Below are 24,679 nucleotides of genomic sequence, written 5' to 3' on the forward strand. Positions count from 1 at the left end.
GTCGTGCTCCTTTCGAGAGCCGGGTCAGATCTGGACCGAGGTCCGGTCGGTGGTGGTCAGGGACAGGAACACGTCGTCCAACGTCGGCCGGTGCGACGACACCTTGACCACCGGCACCCCCGCGAGCCGCAGGTCGTCGAGCACCCGATGCAGGTGCTCCGCGCTGCCGTCGGACGGGATGCCCAGCACGAGCGGGTCGGTGCCGCGCGGCGCGTCGAACAGTGCAGCGGCACGGGCCACGTCCGCCTCCACCGCGAACCGCAGGTCGAGTCGATCCCCGCCCACCTGGGACTTCAGCGCGTCGGTCGTGCCGGACGCGGCGACCCTGCCACCGTTGATCAGCACGATCCGGTCGGCCAGCCGGTCCGCCTCCTCCAGGTACTGCGTGGTGAGGACGATCGTCGTCCCCGACGAGACGAGGTCCTTGATGGCGTCCCACATCGTCGTTCGGCTGGACGGGTCGAGGCCGGTGGTCGGCTCGTCCAGGAAGATCACCCTCGGCTGCGAGACCAGGCTCATCGCCAGGTCCAGCCGTCGGCGCATGCCGCCGGAGTAGGTCTTCACCCGCCTGTCCATGGCGTCCACCAGGTCGAACCGTTCCAGGAGGTCCGTGGCGCGGCGGCGGGCGGCGGGTCTGCCCAGGTGCATCAGGCGGCCGATCATGACCAGGTTCTCCCGGCCGGTCTGCTGGTCGTCCAGCGCGACGGACTGACCGGTCATGCTGATCACGCCGCGCACCTTGGTCGCTTCGCGCACGACGTCGTACCCGGCGATCCGCACGGTGCCGACGTCAGGCCGCAACAGCGTGGTCAGGATGCGGATGGTGGTGGTCTTGCCGGCGCCGTTCGGGCCGAGCAGCGCGAGGACCGTCCCCTCCGCGACGTGCAGGTCCAGTCCGTCCAGAACCTTGGTGGATCCGAAGGCCTTGTGCAGGCCGGTTGCCTCGACGATCATCCTCGCTCCCCGGATGTGGCGGTGTATTGCGTATGGTATACGCTTAAGAGCGTAGCTCATACGCATTGGAATCGAGGAGGGATGTTCCTAGACTGTGTCCGTACTCGCGATGAGAGAGACTCGGATGACCGACGAGATCGAACTGCCCGGCGAGGTGACCCTGCTCTGGGGGTTGCGCGAGACTGTGCGGCGGGGGCGTAAACCGTCCCTCACGGTCGCCGACATCACGCGGGCCGCGGTCGAGGTTGCGGACGCGGAAGGGCTGGCCGCGGTGTCGATGGCCAGGGTCGCCGCCCAGCTCGGCAACTCCACGATGGCGCTGTACCGCTACGTGAAGAGCAAGGACGAGCTGCTGCTGCTGATGTCGGACGCGGCCCTGGACGGACCACCGGACCTGCCGGACGGCCTGGACTGGCGGACCGGGCTGACGCTGTGGGCACGGGGCTTGCTGAAGGTGCTGGGACGCCACCCGTGGACCGTGCAGATCCCGATCAGCGGGCCGCCGGTGGGACCCAACAACCTCTGGTGGTTCGACCGTGCGCTACGCGCGTTGGGCGACACCGGTCTCGATGAGGAGGACAAGGTCGGAGTCGTGATGGGCCTGCTGACCTTCGTGCACGGCGAGCTCCGGCTGAGCATCGAACTTTCGAAGGGCTATGCGGAGAACCCTGAGGCCTTCGGCCGCCAGTACGGCAAGGCACTCGCGCAGGTGGTGGACGCGCGGCGGTTTCCCGCGCTCAGCAAGGTGATCGCCGCCGGCGTCTTCGAGGGCGAGGTCCCTTACGACGACGAGGTCGAGGGGGAGTTCGGGCTGAGCCTGTTCCTGGACGGCGTGGCCGCGTTCATCGAGCGCAGGACCGCAAGGCAAGGGTAAAGGACTACTGGGCCGAGGCACTGACCGGCGTAGCCGGACTGCTGGACTCAAAATCAGGTTCACCTGGAGCCCGGAGCCGCGCATTGGCGGAGGTCAGCCGGAGTTCTTGAACACCGGGTCGGAGAAGCCGCCGGTCGCGGTCCAGACGAGCGTGCTCTGGACCACTGTGGACGTGCGGACGAAGGTGGCCTTCCTGCCGTCATCGGCGATACTGGCGCGTTTCCAGCCGTCGAAGTTCTTGGTGAGATGGTGATCCCATCTGCGTAGGTTCCCCAGCCCCACTGCGGCGATGGACTCCGTCGGCGGCTCGCCGTCCGCGCAGTAGCGGCCGAAGTTCGCGATCACCGTGACCGTGCCGCCCCTGGCCTGGAGCTTGATTCTCTGGCAGGCGTCGGTCTTCGTGCCGTAGATCAGGCGTGGATTTGTCCATTCCCCGGCTCTCGGGTTGTAGTGCTGCTCGAAGAGTCCTTCACCACGCCGGTAGTGCATCGCCACCCGGCGACCGTCCGCGAGCCTTACTTCTCCCTCGAACCAACTGGGATCCGACCCCTCGACATCGCTTTCACGCGGTTCGCCGCTGCCCTGCGGCGACGAGTTCGGCGTGGGCGCGCGATCCTGCGCGGACGGCGTGACGGTCGCCTGCGCGACCGGTCGTTCCTGGCCACATGCCACAGCGGTCGCGAGCAGTGTCACGCAGGCCAGCATCCGTGTCCCCGCTGCGCGCATTGCATCTCCCTGTGGTCCCGCAAAGCGGCGTACCCGGCTCAGGCACTCCGGATACGGACTGGGTGACAAACTACTGCGGCTCATCGGAGCAGGCCTTTCCGATCTCCGCGCGCAGTAGCCGTTACGGGCAAGATCGTGTTGCTGCATGCCCAAGAGCCTTCGGCATGATGACTGCGTGACGCATTGGTTTCGCAGCTACTGGGACGAAGCGGACATCTGGTTCTACTTCGAGGTCGATGAGAGCGGCTGGGTTGTTCGACAGGTAGAGCTTCAGGGCCCGGATGGTGTCCCCGTTGTGGCGGCGTCTCTGGAGGAGTGGCAGCATGCACAGGCTGCCGGCCGAGTGAACCACTACGAAGCGACATATGGCGGGACCGCCGAGAGACCTGTGCAGGAATGGGACGAGCACTTCCCCCATACCCTCACCCGCGCTCAGTTCGAGGCGGTATGGGAGCAGGCGCGGCGTGCCCTTGAAAGTGGCGCCTGACCGCGAAGATCAGAGAGGGCCGCCGCTCAATGCCTCGAGTTATGAGTGGAGGGCCGGGTCGGGTTCGCCGGCTCCCCGGCAGAGCTCAGCCAGCGTGTGCCTGGCCATACGTGCACCATGGCTTCAGTCATGTCAGATATGACTAGGCCTGAAACTACTAGTCACGTCGGCGGTCACTACCTCAGGCCGCTGCGGCCGCCGTTAGGAGTCAGCCGGCGCGGTCGAGGTTCTCGTACGACTCGCGGGCGTCGATTAGTTCGTCCCAGTGCTCCTCCGCCCAAGCGCACGCGACCGCCATCGGTTTGAGCATGCTGCGGCCGAGTGAAGTCAACTCGTACTCGACATGCGGGGTGGCCTCGGCGTAGACGGTGCGCCTGACCAGACCGTCCCGTTCGAGTGACCGCAGCGACTGGGTGAGGACCTTGGGTGTGACGCGGCGCAGTGGCACACGCAGCTCGGAGAACCGGCGCGGCCCGTGTTCGAGGCAGCGGATGATGAGCGCCGCCCATTTTTCGCCGAATCGAATCGGATTGAGCGAGGACGGGCACAACTCGTCGAACATGTCGGCGGGCAGGGGGTCCCTCATGGCCTCACGATAGCCGGTATCCCAGAGGTAACCGCAGCCGCCGATAGCGTCCGCGAAGTGGCCGGGGAAACGGACTCCGGCCCTCGTGAAAGGCGGTTGGTCATGAACATCGTGGTCTTCGGCGCGGGTGGCCGTGCCGGACGGCAGGCCGTCGCGGAGGCGCACCGGCGTGGCCACCAGGTCACCTCCGTTGTGCGCGATCCCGCAGGCCACAGCGACCTGACAGGCGTCCGGGTAGTAGAGGGTGACGTCACGGACGGGCTGAGCATCGAGCGTGCGGCCGCAGGGCACGACGCCGTCATCAGCGCCGCCGTGGACCTGTCCGTGCCACCGCACGACTTCTTCACCGCGTCGGCCCGCGCCCTGGCCACCGGTCTCGACGAAGGCGGGCGTACGGCGCCTGGTGGTGGTCGGCCTCGCGTCGATCATGCCCGGGGCGTCAGGCGCTCCCTTGATGGACGAGCCCGGCTATCCCAACGAGTACCGCGCCTTCTACCTCGGTCACGCGGCGGGACTCGACGCGCTTCGGTCCTGCGACCTCGACTGGGCGTATGTCGCGCCGGCGGGCGACTTCGACCATGACGGCACGCGCATCGGCCGATACCAGATCGCCGAGCATGGAGACCCGGCCAGCCGGATCACCTACGCGGACTTCGCGATCGCGCTGCTCGACGAAATCGAGACTCCTCGCCATCACCGCGCCGCCGTGAGCATCCGGGAGGCGTGATGGCTGCGGTACACGACCACCCGAACATCCGTCGATCCGAGGAGACCGGCGGCCCGGCAGCGGAACCCTAGGAGTGGCCCGCCTACGGTCGCCGCTTCGCTCGATGAGACGGCGTCCACTCACCACTGAACCGATCATCCCGGCGACCATTCGGGCCGTACTCGGTCGGAGGAGGAGCGGTGAACGTCCAGTCCACTGCCGGAAGCGCCACTACGAGCACGCCGACGAGGACTGCGACCCGGACACCCCGCCTGGCCGGCGAGGCGGGGCGATCAGGAAGAAGACGCCGTTGCCCAGCAGGTACAGGAAAACGACGAAGAGCGCCAGGGGCATCCAGTCGAGCAGGGAGCCGAACACCAGGGCCCCGCAGCCGACGAAGGGAACCGACCACAGTGCGGTGCCCAGCCATCTCTGGATCCTGAACGCCCGGAGGACGCAGGCCTCCACCACAGCGCCGAGCGCACCGAGACCGACCAGGACCGCGAAATTCATTCCGAGCACGCAGTAGAACCCGTCCCAGCCGCTGGGGCACGACCGTCCCGGCAGTTCGCTCGCCGGTCCGAACAAGGAGGCCACCGCGAGCCCCGCCGCCGCCGCTCCGAGAGTCAGCCCGGTCAGTTCACGTTTCATGACACCAACGTCGCTCCGCTGGGGTGCGGCCGACAGAGTACGACAACTCATGCAAAGTACTCAGATCGCCAGTGATTGTGACCCATCGGTTGCCGTGGCGGAAACGCCGCTGACAGGATTTTCGCCATGCCCACCTTCTCCGCGAACGACGGCACCGACCTCGCCTACCACGTCTACGGAGAGGGTGCCCCGGTGATCTGCCTGTCGGGTGGCCCGATGCAGGACTCCGGTTATCTCGGTGAGCTCGGCGGCCTGCCTGCCCGTCGACAGCTGATCATGATGGACCCTCGCGGCACCGGCCTGTCGGCGACGCCCGACGCCGCAGCCTCCTATCGTTGTGACCGGCTCGTCGACGACGTCGAGGCGCTGCGCGAGCACCTCGGCCTCGACCGGATGGACCTGCTCGCGCACTGCGCCGGCGCGAACCTCGCGACGCTGTACGTGGCCCGCCATCCCGAACGCGTCCGAAAACTCGCTCTGATCACTCCGAGCACCAGGGCCGTCGGCATCGAGGCCACGGGGGAGTCCCGGCTGGAGACCGCGCGGCTCCGCGCGGACGAGCCCTGGTTCGAAGCCGCCTTCTCCGCCCTTGAGCAAATCGTGGCCGGCAAGGCCGGCGACGACAGCTGGAAGGCCATCGACCCCTTCTTCTACGGCCGATGGGACGCGGCGGCACGGGCTCACCTGGCGGCCCAGGACGGCCGTCGGAACGAGGAGGCCGCTGCCGCCTTCGGCGCCGAGGGCGCATTCGACCCGGACGCCACTCGCGCGGCACTGGCCGCATTCCACGCGCCGGTGTTGTTGCTCGCCGGCGAGGTCGACCTGAACACGGTTCCGAGTGTCGTGGCAGAGTTCGCCGAACTGTTCCCGAACGCCGAGTTCGTCGTTCAGCCAGGGGCAGGTCACTTTCCGTGGCTGGACGACGCCGGCCGGTTCGTGACGACCACCGCGACCTTCCTGGGCTGAGGTCGTCACGGCTGAACCTGGCCTGTCTTCGGTACGACGTCCGGATCGCGCGGGCCGGCGCGGTCACCCGCCCGTTCGGCCGACTACTGCGTCGCGGCGATCCGCAGGGCGTGGAACTGCTTCAGCAGGTCGGGATCTCCGGAGGCGCGTACGGAGGAGTCGTCGCCCCGGTTCCAGAGCCAGAGCAGGAGCGGGACCGCGTCCCCGCTCACCAGGGCCTCTCCGTCGAAGCCCGTGGCCGAGTCCTGCACGTCCACGTGGCCGGGCTGCGCGCCGCGGCCTGCCACGGCCGCCAGCGTCCAGGCGTGGTGGCTCGCGGAGACGGAGATCGGCCGCTCGTCCGGCGTGTCGAGAAGCGTGCCGAAGTCGTCCAGCCAGTGGTTGCTGCCGTAGCCGAGGAAGAGCTTCAGGACCTCGTCGATCCCGTCGAAGGCGAGATCGTCCGGGATCGGGGACACCGGACGCCCAGCCGCGAGCTCGGCGTCGACGCGATGGATCACCGTCTCCTGAGCCATGCGGCGGATCCAGAAGCCGACGGTCTGATCGGGCTCGTGCCAGGTGGCCGCGGGATCGGCCGGAGAGTGCTTGGAGAACTGCCCGATCAGCGCCTCGTAGGCCCTGTCCAGGGAGGCGACGGGGTCGTCGTCGAGCACGCCGGGCGGCCACTCGTCAGGGAAGGCCCCCAGCCGGATGCACTCGGCCTTGTGTAGGTAGACCTTGGCGACGTGGTCCGCGAGGTCCCCTACGGACCAGTCGGGGCAGGAGGGCACGCGGGCCGACGGATCGGCGCCGACGACGGCGGACCGCAACAGGGCGAAGTCGTCCTCGAGACAACTGAGAAGCCGGGAGAATTCCATCCGCCCATCGAACCAGCCGCTCCCGGAGTTCTGAAACCGGGTTTCCGCACGGGCGGTCACGTCCGGCTCCGACGGCAGGGCGAAGCGCCGGGCCTACTCGGTCAGCGGGGCTCCGCGCCAGCGCCACTGCCCCAGACGCGGACGGCCTGGCAACTCGGTCCGTCCCGTAGAGAACAGCAGCGCCTGCCAGGGGTCGACGGCCTCGAGAGCAGCCACAGCCTCCGGGAACATCCGGGCGAGCACCCGTGCGCACACGTCGCGTGGCGGATCGAACGGGAGGCCGAGACCATGTGCGATGTCCTGGCCGTGGAGCAGGGCCTCGACGCAGCCCATCGCGGCGAAGCCCTCGGGGTCGGCCATCCCCGTGGGGTGGTAGGCCCGCATCTGAGGCGAGGCCGTGAGCACCGTGGCGATCAGGATGCGTGCCCCGGTCTCGGCGAACTCCAGCACCTCGGCAGGGGAGGCGTCCTGGTCGGCGTTGGCCATGAAACGCACATACCTGCCGGCGGGCCGCGTCACGATCTGGCCGGCGTAGGACATCAGGCAGTCGCCGATGTGCTCGGCCGTCTGCCGGCAGTCCCACTCCAGCGTGCCCGCCTGAACGGACCAGTCGGCTCCGGCGGCCGGGCTGAGTGCGGCGACCACATGGGAGATCGCCGTGTCCACGTCGTCGGCGGTGACCGTCATGCTGAGCTCCACGAAATCTCGAGGGCGAACCCGCACCCCTCCGGTCAGGGGCGGTCGATCGTGAAAAGCCTGGCGGCGTTGTCGTGGCAGACGTCGCGCAGCCAGTCGTCCCCGAGATCCAGGTCGGCCAGCGCCTGGAGGGCCTCGCCGTACGGATAGGGGATGTTGGGGAAGTCGGTGCCGAGCAGGATGCGGTCCTGGAGGTCCAGCAGGCGGGGAATCGCCTCGCGCGGGAACGGCGCGGTCTCCTCGGTGAACCGGGTGAAGGCCATCGTGGTGTCCAGGTGGACCCGCGGGTGCCGTACGGCCAGGGCGAGGAACTCGGCGTATTCGGGGGTGCCCATGTGGGCGATGACCAGCCGCAGGCGGGGGTACCGGGCGAGCAGGGCGGCCATCGGTCCCGGGCCGGTGTGCGGGCCGGGGGCCGGGCCGGACCCGCAGTGCGTCACCACCGGTATGCCCTCGTCTTCCAGCAGTCCCCAGACCTCGTCGAGGAGCGGGTCGTTCGGGTCGTAGGCGCCCACCTGGAGATGCGCCTTGAACACGCGGGCGCCTGACTCGACCGCACGCGTCACGTACTGCGTGGCGCCCGGTTCGGGGAAGAACGTGGCGGTGTGCAGGCAGCCGGGGGTGCGGGCGGCGAAGTCGGCGGCCCAGGAGTTCAGCCACGCGGCCATGTCGGGCTTGTGGGGGTAGAGCATCGAGGTGAACGCCCGCAGCCCGTAGGCGCGGAGGCGTTCGACCCGGTCCTCCTCCGCGAGCCGGTAGGTGATCGGCCACTCGCGGCCGACCAGGGGTCCGGCGGAGTCGAAGTAGGCCCACACCTTGGCGAGCACGCTCTCCGGCATGAAGTGGGTGTGCACGTCGATCAGGCCGGGCAGGCCGAGGCCCCGCCAGAACGCGGTCACGGGCTCGACATCGTCCGCCTGCGGGTCGCCGTCGGCCTGACCGTCCGGGAGTGGGATCGCCCGCCTGATCGACTCCGTCATAGCGCCACACGCTAACCGTGGCGGCTGAGGCCGTATGCCGTCGGGGTCGGGATTCGGTGGCTTTTCACCGGAATCGGTAGACCATATATCGGGACCCGATATATGGTCTCGTGCCATGACCAAGATGACGGAGGCGACGTACTTCATACTCGCCGCGCTTCTCGACGCTCCGCTTCACGGCTACGGGATCATCAAACGCGCCGGCGAGCAGTCCGCCGGGCGGGTGAAGCTCGCCGTCGGCACCCTGTACGGAGCGCTCGACCGGCTCACGGAGGCGGGCCTGGTGGTGTTGGACAGGGAGGAGGTCGTCGACGGCCGGCCGAGGCGCTACTACCGGATCACCGACGACGGTGTCACCGCGGTCCGCGAGGAGGCGGTGCGGCTGCAACAGGCCGCCAGGGTCGTCACGGGCCAGATCGCGGTGGTGGGCGCATGAGCGCGACGGCCGCGCTGGAACGACGCTACCGGCACCTGCTCAGGGCGTATCCCAAGGTCTATCGCGAGTGGCACGGCGAGGAACTCGTCAGCACGCTGATGGCGACGTCGGACCCTGAGGCGCGGCGTCCCTCGCTCAAGGAGGCCTTCGCTCTCATTGCTGGCGGATTCGCCGCCCATGCGCGGAACGCCAGGGCCGCGGGGGCGCCCTGGTGGGCCGACGGGCTGCAGTTGGGAGTGCTCGTCGTCGCGACGACCACGTTCGCCATGAAAATTCACTTCCTGTACGACTCCCGGCCGATCTGGGCGCTAGCCATGATCGTGCTGATGGTGGCGATCATCCGTGGATGGGTGCGGCTGGCTCTGCCTCTGGCGCTGGTCGCCGCAATCGAGGCCAGCCGCTTCCTGTTCCTGCACGGCGATGCGTGGCGGGTGACGGACTTCGCTCCCGCCTACGTCGAGACGTCGAGCATGGTGCCGCACTGGGTGATGGTCGCCGGCCTGGCCGTGCTCGCGATGCGGCCGAAAAAGAGTCTCCCCACGCGATCGTGGGCGTGGCTTCTCATTCCGGCGCTCTGCTGGGGGCTGCAGTTCGTCTACCCCTACTACGAAGAGATGTTGCCCTGGTTGCTTTTCCGGGCGGGCGTCGAGGTGCTGGTGCTCGGGGCCGTGGTCTGGGCGACTGTCGCGGTCAGGGATGCCAGGTGGGCGCTCGCCGCGGCCATCTATCTGATCCCCGGCCTGACCTACCTGGGCGAGAACCTGTCCATGCACGGCAGGAAGGGCTTCGCCTACTGGGGCCTGCTCACCCTGCTCGTGGTCGTGTCCTTCGTGGTGGCCCGCCGTACGAGACAGAAGGTCTGATCCGCCAGCTCAGGCGTCGCGGTCCAGGAATGATCTCAGCCACTCCAGTGTCCGCGTCGCCGACGCGGCCCACGTCTCCCGGAACATCGGCTGGTCCCGGTGTTCGACCGTCCACATCATCAGCTGCACCGCCCGCAATGCGATGAAGACGTCGATGAGCCGCTCGTGCGCCGGAGCCAGCGGCCGGACCGTGCGGTAGCCGTACAGCAGGGCGGAGCGCAGGCCCGGATAGTCGGGCCTGCGCTTCAGCTCGCTGAGCGTCACCGCGAGGTCGTAGACGTACGGCCCGTAGCCGCAGTCGTCGAAGTCGATGGCCCGGGCCTCGCCCCGATGGAACAGGTAGTTCTCCTGGTGGAGATCGGCGTGGACGAGCCCGAACACCGCCGGATCCCTGCCGAGCGAGTCGCGGGCCGTCCGGGCCCGCTCGATCACCGCCTGGACGATCGCCCCGCCGCCGGCCGGGCGCACGTCGTCGACGAGCGCCGCGGCGCGTGCGGCCACCTCGGGCGAGAGGCCGTCGTCCTGGGTGCGCCCGAACGAGGTGACGTGATCGACCGCGTCGCGGTGGAAGCCCTCGGGAACGGCGAACCGGGCTCCGTGCGACTGCAGGCGCGCCATGAGCACGCCCACCCGCTCGAGATGCGCCGGGGTCAGCCGATCGTCGGCGAACCTGCCGTCGACCCATCGGTACAGCACACAGCTCCGCGCCCCGGGGACGCCCTCGGACTCCACGACGGTCAGGAGATCGCCGTCGCGGGTGGGCACCGGCGCCGGGACCACGAGGTCGGTGTCCCGGCACAGCGCCGCGAGCCACGTCATCTCGGAGCGGACCATCTCAGCCGTAGGGCCGCCGGTGCGCTGGATCCGGAGGACATGCCGTCCGCCGCCGGCGGTGTCGACCCGGAAGGTCGTGTTGAAGCCGCGCATCAGCGGGGTGATCCGCGTGGTCTCGACGGGGTACGCCCCGACCGCCACCTCCGCCAGCCGCCGCATCCGGCGGATCTGCCCGGCGCGGCTGAGTTCCTCGTACGGCCGGCGGGCACGGGCGGCGACGCTCATCGGAAGTCTTCTCCCACGCGACGGGGGGCGATCGATGATCACGAACAGCGGCCTGCGGGCGTACGAGTTCCGGGCCGCGGAGCCTATTCCTCCGTCTGCCCTTCGAGCTTGCCGGCGAAGCCCTTGACGGCGTCCCACACCTGGTGCCGGTCGTAACCCCGCATCACGACCTTGAACGAGGTCTCGCGCAACTCCTCGGTGGAGATGGTCCCCGCCTCGACCCGCGAGAGGATCACATTGACCTGGTGGCGGTCGTAACCCCGCAGGACCAGGTCGAACTCCTTTCCGTAGGTCCCGCCGGACGAGGACTCCACGGGGTGCACGCCGTGCCCTCCGGGCTCGTCGGCCGGGGCCGCGACGCGGTCTTCGACGGCGTCCCACACCTGGTGCCGGTCGTAGCCCATCATCGCCACGCGGAACGACGGCTTGCGCAGCTCCTCGGCGGTGACGGCGTCGGCGTCGAGACGCTCGAAGAACGCGTCCACCTGCTTCCGGTCATAACCCCGCAGGACCACGTCGAATTGCTCATTCATCAGATGACCGGCCCATCTCTCCGCCATAGGGGCGATGACGACTCCCATCCCGCTCACGCGGTGCGACACGATGGTTCCACAGCCGCCGCGCCGACGTTCGCGAAATGATCGGATTGTACGGTTTGGGATCTTTTGGGGAGCTGTCCGGGACCGTTTCGACGCGCGCCTCTCAGAGGTACGGCGGGAGTCCCCGGCCGGCTCAGCCAATGTCGACGTACTGGCGGGGTCGGCTCAGCCCATGCCGGCGTACTGGCGGGGCCGCAGCGCGCGGGCGCGCAGTGCGGCGAGCGCCGCGGAGCGGCCCACCTCGGTCAGCCGCCACGGTGCGTCCCACGAGCAGTCGGCACGCAGGGCCAGGGCGTCGAGACGGCGCTGAAGCTCGCCGAGCGGCGCCGCCAGGTCGGGCGGCGCGACCTGACCGCCTTCGGCCGTGCGCCATCCCTCGCCGTTGACGACGTCGGAGACGCGCTCGCTCAGCTCGCGGTAGGGCAGCGGCCCGTTGTCCACGAGCAGCATCAGGGCCGACTCGCGGATGGAGATCTCGAAGTCGTGCTCGCCCCGGGCCGGGAGCAGCAGTGTGGCGGCCGCCTCCCTCCACAGCGCCACCGGGTCGTCGAGCAGCGCGCGTCCCACGGGTGTCAGCTCGAGCCGCCTGCCCGTACGGCTCAGCGCCCCGAGCTCGTGGACGGCGATCTCCTTGAGCGCGGTCAGCGCGGGGACGTCGGCCTCGCTCCGCACCGACCGCGTGGACATGGCGTCCCAGCCGAAACGGTCGACGGCGTCGAGGACGAGCACACGGGTGAGGTTGGACCTCTCCGTCAGCGGCACGCCGTTCACCGCGAGGGCCAGCAGCCAGCGGAGCGGCTCGAGGCAGGTCCCGGACGGCGCCGCCACGGGCGCGTGCAGCCGAACCTCGAAGGGCTGGGCCAGCTCCCGGCGGGCGCTGCCGCGCCCGAGGACCCAGCGGTTGAGCCGCTCCCCGTGGACCCGGTGCAGCCAGCAGTCGCCGCCCAGCTCGGGACGGGGAGAGGTCAGCCAGCGGGTGGTCAGCGTTCCGCGCTCGACCGGGTCGCCCGACACGATGGCGAGCTCCAGCGCGGCAGCACAGGCGAGATGGGCGCCCAGCTCCTCCGGCCCCATGATCGAGCTCCAGGACAGCTCCGCGACGTCGGGCGGCAGGACCCCGGTCTCCTCAAGCGCCTGGTGGTAGGCGGCGGCGCCCGCCTCCTCGCCGTCCCGGGCGTAGACGCGCAGGATTTCGGCCGTCAGAGGGGAGTCGCACAACGCGGCATACCGTCCCAGTCCACCGAGGCGGAGGAGCTCGCCGAGCGCCCGGGCGATGGTCGGCCGGTCACCTGAGATCTTGATCGGCAACGTGTACCAGAGGAACTCGCACACATCGAGCTGACTGATGGTCTCCAGCGCTTCGCCGCCGGTCAGCCATTCGACGGCCACCCGTGCCGCGTCGGCGGTGTCCGGCTCGGCGCGCTCCAACTCGGCGAGGAGTGCGGCCACGTCAGGTGCGGGCATGACTCGAAGTCTGCCGTATGCGACCCATCGTTGACGACGACCATGCCTCACTGGTGACCACCCCTGTGACCAACGATACGAAAGGTCAGATCCACGACGGGAAGAGCATTCGTGCGTGCCATACGTCATACGGCACGATCTGGGCGGAAAGGATGGGGTAGAGCCACCAGAAGTTGACCAGGGCGAGCAGGACGAAACCGCCCGCGAACACCGTTCCGACCACTCGCCGGGCAGGCCTGGCGTCCCCCCGGCCGATCATGAGACCGCAGGCCAGGACGATGGCCAGGACCATGAACGGAACCATCGGCAGCGCGTAGAACAGGAACATCGTCCGGTGGTTGACGATGGCGAAGTAGAACCACGGCAGCCAGCCGGCCGCGTAGGCCAGGAGCACCGCGCCCGCGCGCCAGTCCCGGGTCGACACGTACCAGGCGATCATCGCGATGAGGGCCGCCACGGCGCCGAACCAGATCGCCGGCGTCCCGGTCCCGAGCACGGCCCAGGAGCACGACGACGCCCCGCAGTTCTTCGGCGACTCGTAGAAGAACGCGACCGGTCGCAGCAGGAGCGGCCACTGCCAGGGCTGCGACTGGTACGGGTGGGTGGCGTCCAGGCCCTCGTGGAAGCTCAGCACCTGGAACTGGTAGGTGAACCACGAGTGCAGGGAGCTGAAGACGAAGTGCAGCGGGTTGCCGCCGGAGGTCGCCTCCGCCCAGTTGCGCCCGTAGCCCTTGTCGGACAGGAACCAGCCGGTGAAGGACAGGACGTAGACCAGGCCGGGCACCACGGCCACCCAGCCCGCGGCCGGCGTCACGTCCCTGGCGAACGCTCCGGCGTACGGCCGGCGGAGGCCGACGGCCCGCCGCGCCCCGAAATCCCAGAAGATCGTCAGCAGCAGGAAACCGATGATGAAGAAGACCGCGGTCCACTTGCTGGCCACCGCCGCGCCGAGGCACAGCCCGGCGGCCAGCCGCCATGGCCGCAGGCCCAGGGACGGGCCGAACTCGTCGACGTCCTCCCTCGACTCGCGCCAGACCGCCAGGCGTTCCCGCGTGCGGTCACGGTCGACCACCAGGCAGGCGAACCCGGCCAGCACCCAGAACATCACGAAGATGTCCAGCAGTGCCGTACGGGACAACACGAAGTGCAGGCCGTCCAGGGACAGCAGGAAGCCGGCGAGGCAGCCCAGCAGGGTCGAGCGCGTCATTCGGCGTGCCACCCTGGCGAGGATCAGGATGGAGAGCGACCCGATGAGCGCCGTGGCGAAGCGCCAGCCGAACGGGTCGAGGCCGAAGATCATCTCGCCGAGGCCGATGAGCCACTTGCCGAGCGGCGGATGCACGACGTAGTTGGCGCACTGGTCCACCTGCTGGCACGTCTTGAAGATGTTCGCGTTGCCGGACAACATCAGCTTGTCCGCGCCGTCGACGAACTGCCGTTCGACACCGTACTTGGCGATCGCCCACGAGTCCTTCGCGTAGTACGTCTCGTCGAAGACGACGGAGTGCGGAGTCCCGAGCCGGGTGAACCGGAGGACCGCGCCGAACACGGCGACGATGATCGGACCGATCCAGCCCCACAAGGCGCTCCCGGGCATGGGCGGCACCAGCCGATCGCGGAGGGAGACCTGCGAAGCCGTACTCGGCCCCTGGTCCGGCTCCTCGAATGCCTGGTATGGGAAGTCGGTTACGGCCACCTGCGACAGAGTACTGGTGAGGGTGGGTGCGGAACATGGCGTACGCGCTGATTGGGAACATCTGGCCGTCCGCGTGTGAACGTTTCAGGAAGTCATAGGCTGAGCGGGTGCTTATTCTCGCGGGAGCCCCAATCGGTCGGTTGGGGGACGCTTCGCCCAGGCTCCGCGAGGTGCTCGCCGGAGCCGACGTGATCGCGGCGGAGGACACGCGCAGGTTCCGGCGGCTCGCCGCCGACCTCGAGGTGACCGTCACCGGCCGGGTCGTGTCCTACTACGACGCCAACGAGGCCGGCCGGGCGAAGGAACTGCTGGACGCCCTGCTCGCGGGACAGACCGTCGTCGTGATCACGGACGCGGGCATGCCGGGAGTGTCCGACCCCGGATACCGGCTCACGAGCCTCGCGGTCGAGGCCGGGGTGCAGGTGACCGCTCTTCCCGGGCCCTCTGCCGTCACCACCGCGCTGGCCGTCTCCGGCCTGCCCAGTGACCGCTTCTGCTTCGAGGGGTTCCCGCCGCGCAAGCCCGGCGAGCGGGCGCGGCGGCTGGCGGCCCTGGCCGGCGAGGAGCGGACGATGGTCTTCTTTGAGGCCCCCCACCGCGTGGGGGCGGCCCTGGAGGCCATGGCGGAGGCGTTCGGACCCGATCGGCGGGCCGCCGTCTGCCGCGAGCTCACCAAGACCTACGAGGAGGTGCGGCGGGGGACGCTCGCCGAACTGGCCGAATGGGCGACGGGCGAGGTCCGGGGCGAGATCACCCTGGTCGTCGCGGGACGGGCCGCGGAGGACGCCCCGCCGGTGATGGACGACCTGGTCGGAGAGGTGGCCCGCCTCGAGGAGACCGGGGTGCCGCGCAAGCAGGCGATCGTCGACGTCGCGAAGTCGGCGGGCATCCCCAAGCGGGAGCTCTACAACGCCGTCCACGGCTCCTGAGGCGATCAGGCGCTTTCGGCGGTCTCAGCGGCTTCGGCGGTCTCAGCGACTTTTGTGGTTTGAGCGGCTTTGGTGGTTTGAGGTGCTTCGGCGTCGGGCTGCTGGTCGCGGCGCTGCGGCTTGGCGGGCTGCGGGTCGGGGCGCTGTTGGTCGGGGGTCTGCTGTACCGGGGGCTGCCGATCGGCGGTCTGCGGCTTCGGGTGCTGTGGGTCGGAGGGGTGCGGAACGGCGGGCTCGGTCGCGTCCGGCCGCCGGCGTTCGCGCAGCCCCGCGATGGTGATGGCGGCGGCCAGGCAGGCCAGCGGCGCGGCGGGCAGCAGGTAGCGGTAGTCGAACTCGGCCGTCGCGGCCGGGGCCAGGACCAGGCCGACCCCGCCGAGCCAGGGCAGCAGGACGGCCCCGCCCAGCTCCCGCCATCGCACGGCCACGCCGTACAGGCCGACGAGCAGGAGCAGGCCGAGCGCGAGACCGGGGAGCCGCACCACCTTCTGGTAGCCGATCATGATGTCGGACCAGGGCGCGACGACGCGCGTCGCCGCAGGGCCGTTCTCGTAGGCCTCGGCGTCCTTGTCGGTCGTGCTGTGGTAGGAGCTCCACTTCGGGAGCTCCCGGGTGAACGAGTTTCTGAACTCGTACAGCATGTAGGTCTTGTAGTCGGGGAACTGCGGCCGGTCCCAACGGAACGCGCGGAAGAAGTCCTTGGCCACGGCCGCGAGATAGTCACCCGGCTGCGAGAGGATCGCCTTCTTCGCGAAGGTGCTCGCGTTCGCGTTGATCTCGGGGGTGAACTTCATGCCCGAGCCGAAGACGTGCAGCTGGTTCTCGTTGTCCCACCACAGATACGCCTGGGCGGAGGGCTCCCGCTTGTCACGCGGGGTGTTGATGCACAGGAGGACGAGCTCGAGCTCCTTGCGCTTGTCCAGGTTCATCTCGTGGCAGTCCGCGAACAGCGAGGTCCTCATGTAAAGGATCACTCCGTCGCTGTTGGTCATCGCGAACTGGCCGTTCACGGCCTTGAACCAGCCCATGTACGCCCCGACGGGGAGGGCGCAGGCGATGATCATGGCGACGATGGGCTTCCAGCCGGCCCGCTTGATCAGCAGATAGACGACGACCAGAGCGAGGATCGGCAGCCCGATGCTCCTGGTCAGGGCCGTCAACGCCAGCAGGACTCCGACGACCGCGCCCACCCGCCACGACATCGTCCGATGCCACAGGACCAGCGTGATCACGCCGACGACGAGCAGGATGAACATCGCGTCCGACATGACCAGCTGCTCGAGCTGGATCTGGTAGGCGTCGAACAGGATCGGCGCCGCGGCGAGGGTCGCCCCCCAGCCTGGGATGCCAAATTTCTTGGTCAGAAGGGCATAGATCAGTACGCCTGCCGCGATTCCCATCAAATGCTGGGTGAACGCGACCACGGCCAGGCTGTGCAGCGGACGGAGGATCAGGAGCCAGAACCCGTAGCCGTCCGGGCGGATCGGATGCGGCCGGGGGCGCAGCGCCACGGAGATGTAGTCGTAGGAGTCGTTGAACCACATCGCCGGGCCGAAGCCCAGCATGGTGATGATCCGCAACAATGCAGCCAGACCGACCGCGACGGCGAAGACCCTGTGGCGGCGCAGAAAAGCGAGAAGACGCCCCCATCCGCTTACTGGGGAGGCGTCCACAACCGGTGGCTCCGCGACCGCGACCATGGTTACAGAATGCCAGCCCTTTTGTGGACTTGACTCGGGCACCTGGGGGAAGCGGGCATCATGGTGTCCTGCCGTCATATGCAAGGAGTTGCGACGTGGAGCTGACTGTCGTCATGCCGTGCCTCAACGAGGCCGAGACCGTCGAGACATGCGTTCGCAAGGCTCTTGCCTGCATGCATGAGCATGGGATAGACGGCGAGGTGGTGATCGCCGACAACGGCAGCACCGACGGATCGCAGCAGCTCGCACGGGATGCGGGCGCTCGCGTGGTGCACATCGCCGAGAAGGGCTACGGCAACGCCCTCCTGGGCGGCATCCGGGCCGCCCGCGGCAAGTACGTGATCATGGGAGACGCCGACGACTCCTACGACTTCACGAACCTGATGCCGTTCGTGGAGCAGTTGCGCGACGGCGCCGAGCTCGTCATGGGCAACCGGTTCAAGGGCGGCATCGCCCCCGGCGCCATGCCGCCGCTCCACCGCTACCTCGGCAACCCGGTGTTGTCGTTCGTCGGGCGGCTGTTCTTCCCGAGCGCCATCGGCGACTTCCACTGCGGCCTGCGGGGCTTCCGCCGCGACTCGATCCTGCGGCTGGGCCTGCAGACCGGCGGCATGGAGTTCGCCTCCGAGGTCGTCGTCAAGTCCACGCTCCAGGGCCTCGACGTCCGCGAGGTGCCGACCACGCTGTCGCCCGACGGCCGCTCCCGCCCGCCGCACCTGCGTTCCTGGCGTGACGGCTGGCGCCACCTGCGCTTCCTGCTGCTGTACAGCCCCCGCTGGCTGTTCTTCATCCCCGGGCTCGCGCTGATGACCCTCGGCCTGCTGGCCGGCGCCGCGCTGACCTTCGGTCCGGTCCGCATCGGCAACCTGGCCTTCGACGTCGACACCCTCGTGGGGGCCTCGGCGATCGTCGTGATCGGGTTCCAGGCCGTGCTGTTCGCGCTGTTCACGAAGGTGTACGCCGCGGAGGAGGGCTTCCTGCCAGAAGACCGGCGGATCAGGAAGCTCGTCGACATCGTCACGCTGGAGAAGGGCCTGATCGCCGGCGGCCTGCTGGGGATCGCCGGTCTCGGCGGCCTGGTGGCGTCCCTGGTCCACTGGGGTGGCCGCGGCTTCGGCGAGCTGATCCCGGCGGAGTCGCTGCGCCTGGTGGTGCCGTCCGCGACCGCGTTCATCATGAGCTTCCAGACGATCTTCGCGTCGCTGTTCATCAGCATCCTCGGCATCCGCAGGTCTCGCGAGACGCCGACCGACATCGCCGCGTCCGCCGCGGAGGAGGCCGCCGAGGCCCTCACCCGCACGCACGCCGAGGCCTGAGGCGAGGGGCACCTGGGGCGCCTCGCCCGCTTGCCGTCCGAGGCTCGGGGCCGTGCCGTACGCGGCCCTGAGGTGGTGCCGGACCGCACGTGTGCCGAGGGCCGGGGCCGTGCCATAGGCGGCCCTGAGGTGGTGCCGTACCGCACCTGTGCCGAGAGCCGGGGCCGTGCCGTACGAGGCATGAGGCCGACGCGCGGCAAACCGGTGTGATACGGCGCCGGGAGGGCTCTAGGCTTGTGGGCATGTCCCAGCACATCTTGACCGCCGTCGCCTGGCCGTACGCCAACGGTCCTCGTCACATCGGGCACGTCTCCGGCTTCGGAGTGCCGTCCGACGTCTTCAGCCGCTACCAGCGGATGGCGGGCAACAAGGTCCTGATGGTCTCCGGCACCGACGAGCACGGCACGCCCATCCAGGTGCAGGCCGACAACGAGGGCGTGACCGCCCGCCAGCTCGCCGACCGGTACAACCGCGTCATCGCGGAGGACCTCACCGGGCTGGGCCTGTCCTACGACCTGTTCACCCGGACCACGACGAAGAACCATTACGCCGTGGCGCAGGAGATCTTCCTGGGTCTCTACAAGAACGGCTACGTCTTCCCCAAGACCACGATGGGGGCGGTCTCCCCGTCGACCGGGCGCACCCTGCCGGACCGGTACATCGAGGGCACCTGCCCGATCTGCGGCTACGACGGCGCCCGCGGCGACCAGTGCGACAACTGCGGCAACCAGCTCGACCCGATCGACCTGATCAACCCGCGGTCGCGGATCAACGGCGAGACGCCCGCGTTCGTCGAGACCGAGCACTTCATGCTGGACCTGCCGGCGTTCGCCGAGGCGCTGGGCACCTACCTGCAGTCCAAGCAGGGCGAGTGGCGGCCCAACGTGCTGAAGTTCTCGCTCAACCTGCTCGGCGACCTGCAGCCGCGGGCGATCACCCGTGACCTCGACTGGGGCGTCCCCATCCCGCTGGACGGCTGGAGCGACCGTTCGGACAAGCGGCTCTACGTGTGGTTCGACGCCGTCATCGGCTACCTGTCGGCGTCCATCGAGTGGGCGCGGCGCAGCGGGGACCCGGACGCCTGGCGGCAGTGGTGGCAGAACCCGGACGCCCGGGGCTACTACTTCATGGGCAAGGACAACATCGTCTTCCACTCGGAGATCTGGCCGGCGATGCTCCTCGGCTACAACGGCGAGGGCGCCAGGGGCGGCACGCCGGGATCGCTCGGGAAGCTCGCCCTGCCGTCCGAGGTGGTCTCGAGCGAGTTCCTGACCATGGAGGGCCGGAAGTTCTCGTCGTCGCGCCAGGTCGTGATCTACGTCCGCGACTTCCTCGAGCGCTACTCGGCGGACGCCCTGCGCTACTACATCGCCGTCGCCGGCCCGGAGAACCAGGACACCGACTTCACCTGGTCGGAGTTCGTCAACCGCAACAACGGCGAACTGGTCGCGGCCTGGGGCAACCTGGTCAACCGGTCGATCTCCATGGCCGCGAGGAACTTCGGCGCGATCCCGGAGGCCGTCCACCTGACCGACGCCGACCGCACGCTGCTGGAAAGGTCCCGCACGGCTTTCACGGCCGTCGGGGGCGAGCTCGAGCGGTCGCGGTTCAAGAACGCGGTCACCGAGGCGTTCGACGTGGTGCGCGACGCGAACAAGTACCTCGCCGAGCAGGAGCCCTGGAAGATCAAGGACGATCCCGAGCGACAGGGGTCGATCCTGCACGTGGCCCTTCAGATCGTGGACGACGTCAAGACCATGCTCACCCCGTTCGTGCCCACCTCGTCGAACAAGATCTTCGAGATGCTGGGTGGCGAGGGCGTGTGGTCCGGCATGCCGGAGATCCACGAGGTTGACGAGGACGGCGGCCCGTCGTACCCGATCATCACGGGTGACTACCACGGGGCGGCCAAGTGGGAGCACCGTCCGATCAAGGCCGGTGTGCCGCTGGCTCCGCCGACGCCGCTGTTCGCCAAGCTCGACAACAAGGTCGTCGACGAGGAACTCGCCCGCCTGGAGTCCTGACCCCCTGGATCGTGCTTTCCCGTGATCATGCACGGGTTCGGAGAGGTCGGCCCTGGTCGGGCCGCACCTCTCCGAATCTGTGCATGATCCCCAAATGGGGGGCGGGTAGGGTTTGGGGGCGTGAATGGGATTCCGCCGGTGCCTGAAGGTCTGCCGGGTGAGGTGTTCGACAGCCACTGCCATCTCGACATCATGGTCGGGGAGAGGCAGGCGTCCTCGGGTGACCCGGTGGCCCAGGCCGCCCAGGCGGCCGGCGCCTCCATCAGGGCGATCCTCGAACAGGCCAAGTCGGTGGGTGTCACCAGGCTCGTGACGATCGGGTACGACCTGCCGTCCTCCCGTTGGAACGCCGCGACGGCGGCGAATCATGACGACGTCTACGCGGGAGTGGCGATCCACCCCAACGAGGCCCACGCGTCCACCCCTGAGGTCCTCGGCGAGATCGAGGAGCTGGCGCGGCTGCCACATGTCCGGGCGGTGGGGGAGACCGGCCTCGACTACTTCCGCGACTGGGCCTCCCATGACGACCAGCAGGCGAGCTTCCGCGCGCACATCGAGATCGCCAAGCGGACCGGCAAGGCCCTGGTCATCCATGATCGCGACGCTCACGACGACGTACTCAGGGTTCTCGCCGAAGAAGGCGCGCCCGATGTCGTGATTTTTCATAGCTTCTCGGGGGACGCCGAGCTGGCCAAGCGCTGCTCGGACGCCGGGTACTACATGTCCTTCTCCGGCCCGGTGACCTACAAGAACGCCGGATACCTGCGGGAGGCCGCCGGCGTCGCCCCCATGGAGCTCATGCTGGTCGAGACCGACGCCCCCTACCTGCCGCCCGTGCCCCACCGGGGCAAGCCGAACGCCCCGTACCTCATCCCGCTGACCCTTCGCTGCCTGGCCGAGGTCAAGGGCGCGGACGTCCGCGACCTGGCCGCCGCCATCAGCGCCAACGGCGAGACCGCCTTCGGCGCCTGGTGACTCAACAGGCGCCGAAGGCGGGGCACGTCACTCATCAGGCGCATGGTGACTCAGCCGGCGACGGCCGCGCCGAAATCGGCGGAGGCGCCACCGTCGATCTTTCCTGGGCCGTGATACACCGGGGCGCCTCGATCGATGACGGCGACCGACCCGGTGGGCCCGGCGTCCGGCAGGCCCACGAGCAGGCCCGTGCCCGGCTCGAACGCGCTCCGGCCGCCGACGTCGCTGACAGCCGCGCCGTCGTGCACGAACGCGCCGACGCTCACATCGGGGACGGCACCGGACGTGACCGCGTTGTCCGCGAGGATCGGCCGCAGCACGCCTGACAGCCCGGGGTCGAGCGCGGGCGTCATGCGCGAGCCGATCGCCAGGGACAGGACGCCCTCACGGTTCCAGAAGGCGAGGCTCCCGCCTCCCAGTTCGCCGGATTCCGCCGGGAACGTCCGCAGCGGCGACACCTCTCCTGCGCCCTTCCTGGCGAACAGCTCCACCATTCCGGAGTCTCCCGAGGCTCGCGGCGCGCTCGCCGCAAGAAAGCCGTCGCCCCGCCACTCGGCGTAGTCCAGGGCGTAGCCGAACCGGCCGGTCGAGCGCCGGTCCCCCTGGGGACCCAACGCCGTGCCGGCGTAGCGGCCGCGCGCGGCCTGCACGTCGAAGACGACTCCGACCGCGCCGGCGTCGGCCTTACCCGAGGCCACCTGCCTGCCGGCGCCGTCGTCGTTTTCGAACGGCACTCCGACGGCCAGGTCGAGCTCGCCGGGCCGGCCGCCGAGGTGGCCGAGGGCGAGAGCCCAGCCGTACATGTCGCCGATCTCGCTGTTGCCGGGGACGCCCTCGGACTCCTGCGTGATGATCGCTGAAGCTTTCGCGGTGTCGCCCACCTCGAACAGGTGGACCGCTCCCGAATCGGTCACGCCGTCGCGGTCGGCATGAGGCTCTCCCACGGCGACGAGCGCGCCACCCGAGGGCGACTCGGCCGCCGCCAGCGACCAGCCGAAGTGGGCGTTCGGCTGCCGTTCGGGGAGGAGCCTGGTGACCTCGGGCAGACCGCTCGGCGTGCCGTGGAACACATAGGCCGCCCCGGCGTCCCTGCTGCCCTCCCCGTCGCTGTACGGCGCGCCGACCACCACGTCCAGGCACCGGTCGCCGTCGGCATGGACGGTCCGTACGGACCATCCGAAGCCGTCGCCGGAGGCGGCGTCGGGACTCTGGAGCACCAGGACACCAGACGACCGCCCGCCGCCGAGCAGGACGTGGACGGCTCCCGCCCCCTCCTTGCCCTGGACGTCGGCGAACGGGTCCCCCACGACGGCGTCGGCGAGCCCGTCGCCGTTGAAGTCGGCTGGGCCGGCCGTCGAGCAGCCGTCCTGGGCGAGAGCCGTATCAGGGCTGAACAGCGCGGTGAGCATGAGCAGGACGGCCGGGACCGTGTGCAGGAGCCTCATAGCCGCACCTCCAGATCGTCGGCGAGGACCAGTTTCACGGGCGTACGGCTGGACGGGAGATCGAAGACCAGGACTCCGTCGACCTTGCCGCCTGGCACGAGGGCCGTGGGCGGGAGCGTCGAGGCCTCCTCGGCGGGGTGCTCGTCTCCGGCGTCGTCGACCAGGAGCGGGGGCGTGGTGCTGATCGGCGCCAGATCTCCGCCCAGGTTCACCATCGTCCAGCGGACGAGGCACAGGCCACCGCGAATGCTGGTGGTGTCCTCGTAGGTGGTCAGGCCGCAGCGCGGCCGCTGCGGCACGAGAAGCTGCGTGTCGGACCCCGCGACCTGCAGCCGCCTGCCGACGTCCGAGTCGGCGACGGGCGCCTTCTCCGCGGCGGCCGTGCTCCCGGGGGAGGCCGTGACGGTGGCGGCGGCCGCTTCGGTGCCCCGCGACGTTCCGCCGGACAACGTGATCAGCCCGCCGAGGGCGAGGGTCAGCGCGATCACGGCCGACGCGGCGACGGCCAGCAGGCGGATCTTCTTGGCGCGCCGCACGCCATCGCCCGGTTCCGCGCCGGGGGACGGCACGCCGGGTACGGGGGACGTGTCGGCCGACACCGCATCGGCGGAGGGCAGGGCCAGAACCTGCGTCACGCCGACCGGGGGCTCCCATACGCCTGCCAGTGCCTCCGTGGCCAGAGCCTCCGTCGGCAGCGCGTCCACGGCCAGTGCTTCAGTGGCCGGTGCTTCAGTGGCCGGTGCCGATATGGCAGGCGCCACGACGGCGACCGCAGCCGGAGACGCCGGGGCGCTCGCGACCCCGCCGACGAGCGCGATGAGCAGCTCCTGTGCGGTGGGCCGGCGCGAGGGGTCCGGGTGGGTGGCGCGTCGGGTGAGCTCGTCGAGCGGGGCGGGCAGCGACCCCAGGTCGGGAGGGCTGTTGAGCGCGCGGGCGACCAGGGCCAGCGCGTCGCCGTCGCCGTAGGGCCGGCGGCCGCTTCCCGCGTAGGCCACCAGGCAGCCCCACGCGAAGATGTCCGACGCCTGGGTCACCTGCTCGCCCCGGACCTGCTCCGGAGCCCACCAGCCGGGGCTTCCGAGCAGTTCGCCCGCCCGCGTGAAGCCGTGCGTGGCGTCGAGCGCCCGGGAGATCCCGAAATCGATCACCCGTGGTCCCGAGATGGACAGGATCACGTTCGCCGGCTTGAGGTCGCGATGGACGAGTCCCGCCACGTGGATGGCGGCCAGCGCCGCCGTCACGCCGAGCGCGACCCCGGTGAGCGCGCCCGGCTCCAGCGGGCCGTACGCCGCGATCTGCCGCGACAGCGGCACCCCGGGGATGTACTCGGTGACCATGTACGGCCGGCCGTCCGCGGCGTCGCCGTTGTCCAGCACCTGGGCCGTGCAGAACGAGGCCACCTTGCGGGCGTTGTCCACCTCCGCGTGGAACCTGGCGGCGAAGGTCTCGTCCTGCGTGAACTCGGACTTCACCACCTTCACCGCGACCATCCGGCCTGTGGGGGCCAGGGCGAGGTAGACGGTTCCCATCCCGCCCTCGCCGAGCCTGCCCAGCAGCCGGTAGGGGCCGATGACCGGCGGATCGCCCGGTCGGAGCGGCTCGGCTCCGGGGGGTCGCGGGGACCGGTTTCTGTCGATCCTGACCGTGAGTACGTCGTCCACGTCTGTCCGCCCCTTTCGGTATATGGGGG

General features: G+C 69.5%; 24 protein-coding genes and 1 pseudogene. 11 read left to right on the top strand and 14 right to left on the bottom strand.

What is annotated here, in order from left to right; all coding sequences use genetic code 11:
* Nucleotides 1-24 precede the first annotated feature (24 nt).
* The gene (locus Pph01_RS10430; protein ID WP_204072818.1) at nt 25-954 is read right to left on the bottom strand and encodes an ATP-binding cassette domain-containing protein; all 930 of its coding nucleotides are present in this window, start codon (nt 952-954) and stop codon (nt 25-27) included.
* A 124-nt stretch (nt 955-1,078) separates the two neighbouring features.
* Between Pph01_RS10430 and Pph01_RS10435 the strand changes: the two genes are divergently transcribed.
* A complete protein-coding gene (locus Pph01_RS10435; protein ID WP_204072819.1) occupies nt 1,079-1,828 on the top strand; it encodes a TetR/AcrR family transcriptional regulator in 750 nt (249 codons plus the stop codon).
* 93 nt (nt 1,829-1,921) lie between these two features.
* On the opposite strand, the gene Pph01_RS10440 is transcribed toward Pph01_RS10435, so the two are convergent.
* Complete coding sequence (locus Pph01_RS10440) at nt 1,922-2,521, bottom strand: hypothetical protein (RefSeq protein ID WP_204072820.1); 600 nt, start codon at nt 2,519-2,521, stop codon at nt 1,922-1,924.
* A gap of 178 nt (nt 2,522-2,699) precedes the next feature.
* On the opposite strand from Pph01_RS10440, the gene Pph01_RS10445 reads away from it, so the two are divergent.
* Nucleotides 2,700-3,041: a hypothetical protein gene (locus tag Pph01_RS10445; protein WP_204072821.1), complete on the top strand. Its 342-nt coding sequence runs from the start codon at nt 2,700-2,702 to the stop codon at nt 3,039-3,041.
* A gap of 208 nt (nt 3,042-3,249) precedes the next feature.
* On the opposite strand, the gene Pph01_RS10450 is transcribed toward Pph01_RS10445, so the two are convergent.
* Complete coding sequence (locus tag Pph01_RS10450) at nt 3,250-3,627, bottom strand: winged helix-turn-helix transcriptional regulator (RefSeq protein WP_204072822.1); 378 nt, start codon at nt 3,625-3,627, stop codon at nt 3,250-3,252.
* A gap of 102 nt (nt 3,628-3,729) precedes the next feature.
* Between Pph01_RS10450 and Pph01_RS43295 the strand changes: the two are divergent.
* Nucleotides 3,730-3,900 (top strand): annotated as a pseudogene (locus Pph01_RS43295) (NAD(P)H-binding protein); the annotation flags it as partial.
* 154 nt (nt 3,901-4,054) lie between these two features.
* On the top strand, nt 4,055-4,354 hold the full coding sequence (locus tag Pph01_RS43300) for an NAD(P)-dependent oxidoreductase (RefSeq protein ID WP_275412818.1): 300 nt from the start codon (nt 4,055-4,057) through the stop codon (nt 4,352-4,354).
* A gap of 210 nt (nt 4,355-4,564) precedes the next feature.
* On the opposite strand, the gene Pph01_RS10460 is transcribed toward Pph01_RS43300, so the two are convergent.
* Nucleotides 4,565-4,984, bottom strand: coding sequence for a hypothetical protein (locus Pph01_RS10460; protein WP_204072823.1), 420 nt, complete (start codon nt 4,982-4,984; stop codon nt 4,565-4,567).
* A 126-nt stretch (nt 4,985-5,110) separates the two neighbouring features.
* On the opposite strand from Pph01_RS10460, the gene Pph01_RS10465 reads away from it, so the two are divergent.
* Entirely contained in the window at nt 5,111-5,950 is an 840-nt protein-coding gene (locus Pph01_RS10465; protein ID WP_204072824.1) for an alpha/beta fold hydrolase, read from the top strand.
* A gap of 83 nt (nt 5,951-6,033) precedes the next feature.
* On the opposite strand, the gene Pph01_RS10470 is transcribed toward Pph01_RS10465, so the two are convergent.
* The 3 genes from Pph01_RS10470 to Pph01_RS10480 form a co-directional block, all read right to left on the bottom strand.
* On the bottom strand, nt 6,034-6,807 hold the full coding sequence (locus Pph01_RS10470) for a maleylpyruvate isomerase family mycothiol-dependent enzyme (protein WP_204072825.1): 774 nt from the start codon (nt 6,805-6,807) through the stop codon (nt 6,034-6,036).
* A 93-nt stretch (nt 6,808-6,900) separates the two neighbouring features.
* Nucleotides 6,901-7,494 (bottom strand): maleylpyruvate isomerase mycothiol-dependent enzyme family protein, encoded by a 594-nt coding sequence (locus tag Pph01_RS10475; protein WP_204072826.1) that lies wholly within the window; start codon nt 7,492-7,494, stop codon nt 6,901-6,903.
* Nucleotides 7,495-7,538: 44 nt separating this feature from the next.
* On the bottom strand, nt 7,539-8,483 hold the full coding sequence (locus Pph01_RS10480; RefSeq protein ID WP_204072827.1) for an amidohydrolase family protein: 945 nt from the start codon (nt 8,481-8,483) through the stop codon (nt 7,539-7,541).
* 115 nt (nt 8,484-8,598) lie between these two features.
* Between Pph01_RS10480 and Pph01_RS10485 the strand changes: the two genes are divergently transcribed.
* Nucleotides 8,599-8,919 carry a PadR family transcriptional regulator gene (locus Pph01_RS10485; protein WP_204072828.1) on the top strand — a complete coding sequence of 107 codons (321 nt, stop codon included), beginning with the start codon at nt 8,599-8,601 and terminating at the stop codon, nt 8,917-8,919.
* The gene (locus tag Pph01_RS10490) at nt 8,916-9,782 is read left to right on the top strand and encodes a hypothetical protein (protein ID WP_204072829.1); all 867 of its coding nucleotides are present in this window, start codon (nt 8,916-8,918) and stop codon (nt 9,780-9,782) included. Before Pph01_RS10485 ends, Pph01_RS10490 begins: the two co-directional genes overlap by 4 nt.
* A gap of 9 nt (nt 9,783-9,791) precedes the next feature.
* On the opposite strand, the gene Pph01_RS10495 is transcribed toward Pph01_RS10490, so the two are convergent.
* From Pph01_RS10495 to Pph01_RS10510, 4 genes are all read right to left on the bottom strand, one after another.
* The gene (locus Pph01_RS10495; RefSeq protein ID WP_204072830.1) at nt 9,792-10,841 is read right to left on the bottom strand and encodes a phosphotransferase enzyme family protein; all 1,050 of its coding nucleotides are present in this window, start codon (nt 10,839-10,841) and stop codon (nt 9,792-9,794) included.
* An 83-nt stretch (nt 10,842-10,924) separates the two neighbouring features.
* Nucleotides 10,925-11,374 carry a DivIVA domain-containing protein gene (locus Pph01_RS10500; RefSeq protein WP_204072831.1) on the bottom strand — a complete coding sequence of 150 codons (450 nt, stop codon included), beginning with the start codon at nt 11,372-11,374 and terminating at the stop codon, nt 10,925-10,927.
* Between the two features lie 231 nt (nt 11,375-11,605).
* Entirely contained in the window at nt 11,606-12,904 is a 1,299-nt protein-coding gene (locus Pph01_RS10505; RefSeq protein ID WP_204072832.1) for a hypothetical protein, read from the bottom strand.
* A gap of 85 nt (nt 12,905-12,989) precedes the next feature.
* Nucleotides 12,990-14,600 carry a dolichyl-phosphate-mannose--protein mannosyltransferase gene (locus Pph01_RS10510; protein WP_425570105.1) on the bottom strand — a complete coding sequence of 537 codons (1,611 nt, stop codon included), beginning with the start codon at nt 14,598-14,600 and terminating at the stop codon, nt 12,990-12,992.
* A 107-nt stretch (nt 14,601-14,707) separates the two neighbouring features.
* On the opposite strand from Pph01_RS10510, the gene rsmI reads away from it, so the two are divergent.
* Nucleotides 14,708-15,529 carry a 16S rRNA (cytidine(1402)-2'-O)-methyltransferase gene (gene rsmI / locus Pph01_RS10515; protein WP_204072833.1) on the top strand — a complete coding sequence of 274 codons (822 nt, stop codon included), beginning with the start codon at nt 14,708-14,710 and terminating at the stop codon, nt 15,527-15,529.
* Between the two features lie 5 nt (nt 15,530-15,534).
* Here rsmI and Pph01_RS10520 read toward each other — a convergent pair whose 3' ends face one another.
* Nucleotides 15,535-17,229 carry a proline-rich domain-containing protein gene (locus tag Pph01_RS10520; protein WP_204072834.1) on the bottom strand — a complete coding sequence of 565 codons (1,695 nt, stop codon included), beginning with the start codon at nt 17,227-17,229 and terminating at the stop codon, nt 15,535-15,537.
* 95 nt (nt 17,230-17,324) lie between these two features.
* Here Pph01_RS10520 and Pph01_RS10525 point away from each other — a divergent pair, with 95 nt between their 5' ends.
* The 3 genes from Pph01_RS10525 (at nt 17,325) to Pph01_RS10535 (ending at nt 21,544) form a co-directional block, all read left to right on the top strand.
* On the top strand, nt 17,325-18,545 hold the full coding sequence (locus Pph01_RS10525; RefSeq protein ID WP_204072835.1) for a glycosyltransferase family 2 protein: 1,221 nt from the start codon (nt 17,325-17,327) through the stop codon (nt 18,543-18,545).
* 242 nt (nt 18,546-18,787) lie between these two features.
* Nucleotides 18,788-20,569 carry a methionine--tRNA ligase gene (gene metG / locus Pph01_RS10530; protein WP_204072836.1) on the top strand — a complete coding sequence of 594 codons (1,782 nt, stop codon included), beginning with the start codon at nt 18,788-18,790 and terminating at the stop codon, nt 20,567-20,569.
* A gap of 129 nt (nt 20,570-20,698) precedes the next feature.
* Nucleotides 20,699-21,544: a TatD family hydrolase gene (locus Pph01_RS10535; RefSeq protein WP_275412822.1), complete on the top strand. Its 846-nt coding sequence runs from the start codon at nt 20,699-20,701 to the stop codon at nt 21,542-21,544.
* Nucleotides 21,545-21,594: 50 nt separating this feature from the next.
* Here the strand turns inward: Pph01_RS10535 and Pph01_RS10540 are convergent, their stop codons facing one another.
* Both Pph01_RS10540 and Pph01_RS10545 read right to left on the bottom strand, forming a co-directional pair.
* The gene (locus tag Pph01_RS10540) at nt 21,595-22,989 is read right to left on the bottom strand and encodes an FG-GAP repeat protein (protein WP_204072838.1); all 1,395 of its coding nucleotides are present in this window, start codon (nt 22,987-22,989) and stop codon (nt 21,595-21,597) included.
* A complete protein-coding gene (locus Pph01_RS10545) occupies nt 22,986-24,650 on the bottom strand; it encodes a serine/threonine-protein kinase (RefSeq protein ID WP_239116572.1) in 1,665 nt (554 codons plus the stop codon). Before Pph01_RS10545 ends, Pph01_RS10540 begins: the two co-directional genes overlap by 4 nt.
* Between the last annotated feature and the right edge of the window lie 29 nt (nt 24,651-24,679).

The sequence above is a fragment of the Planotetraspora phitsanulokensis genome (assembly GCF_016863295.1).
In the GTDB taxonomy this organism is placed as follows: Bacteria; Actinomycetota; Actinomycetes; order Streptosporangiales; family Streptosporangiaceae; genus Planotetraspora; species Planotetraspora phitsanulokensis.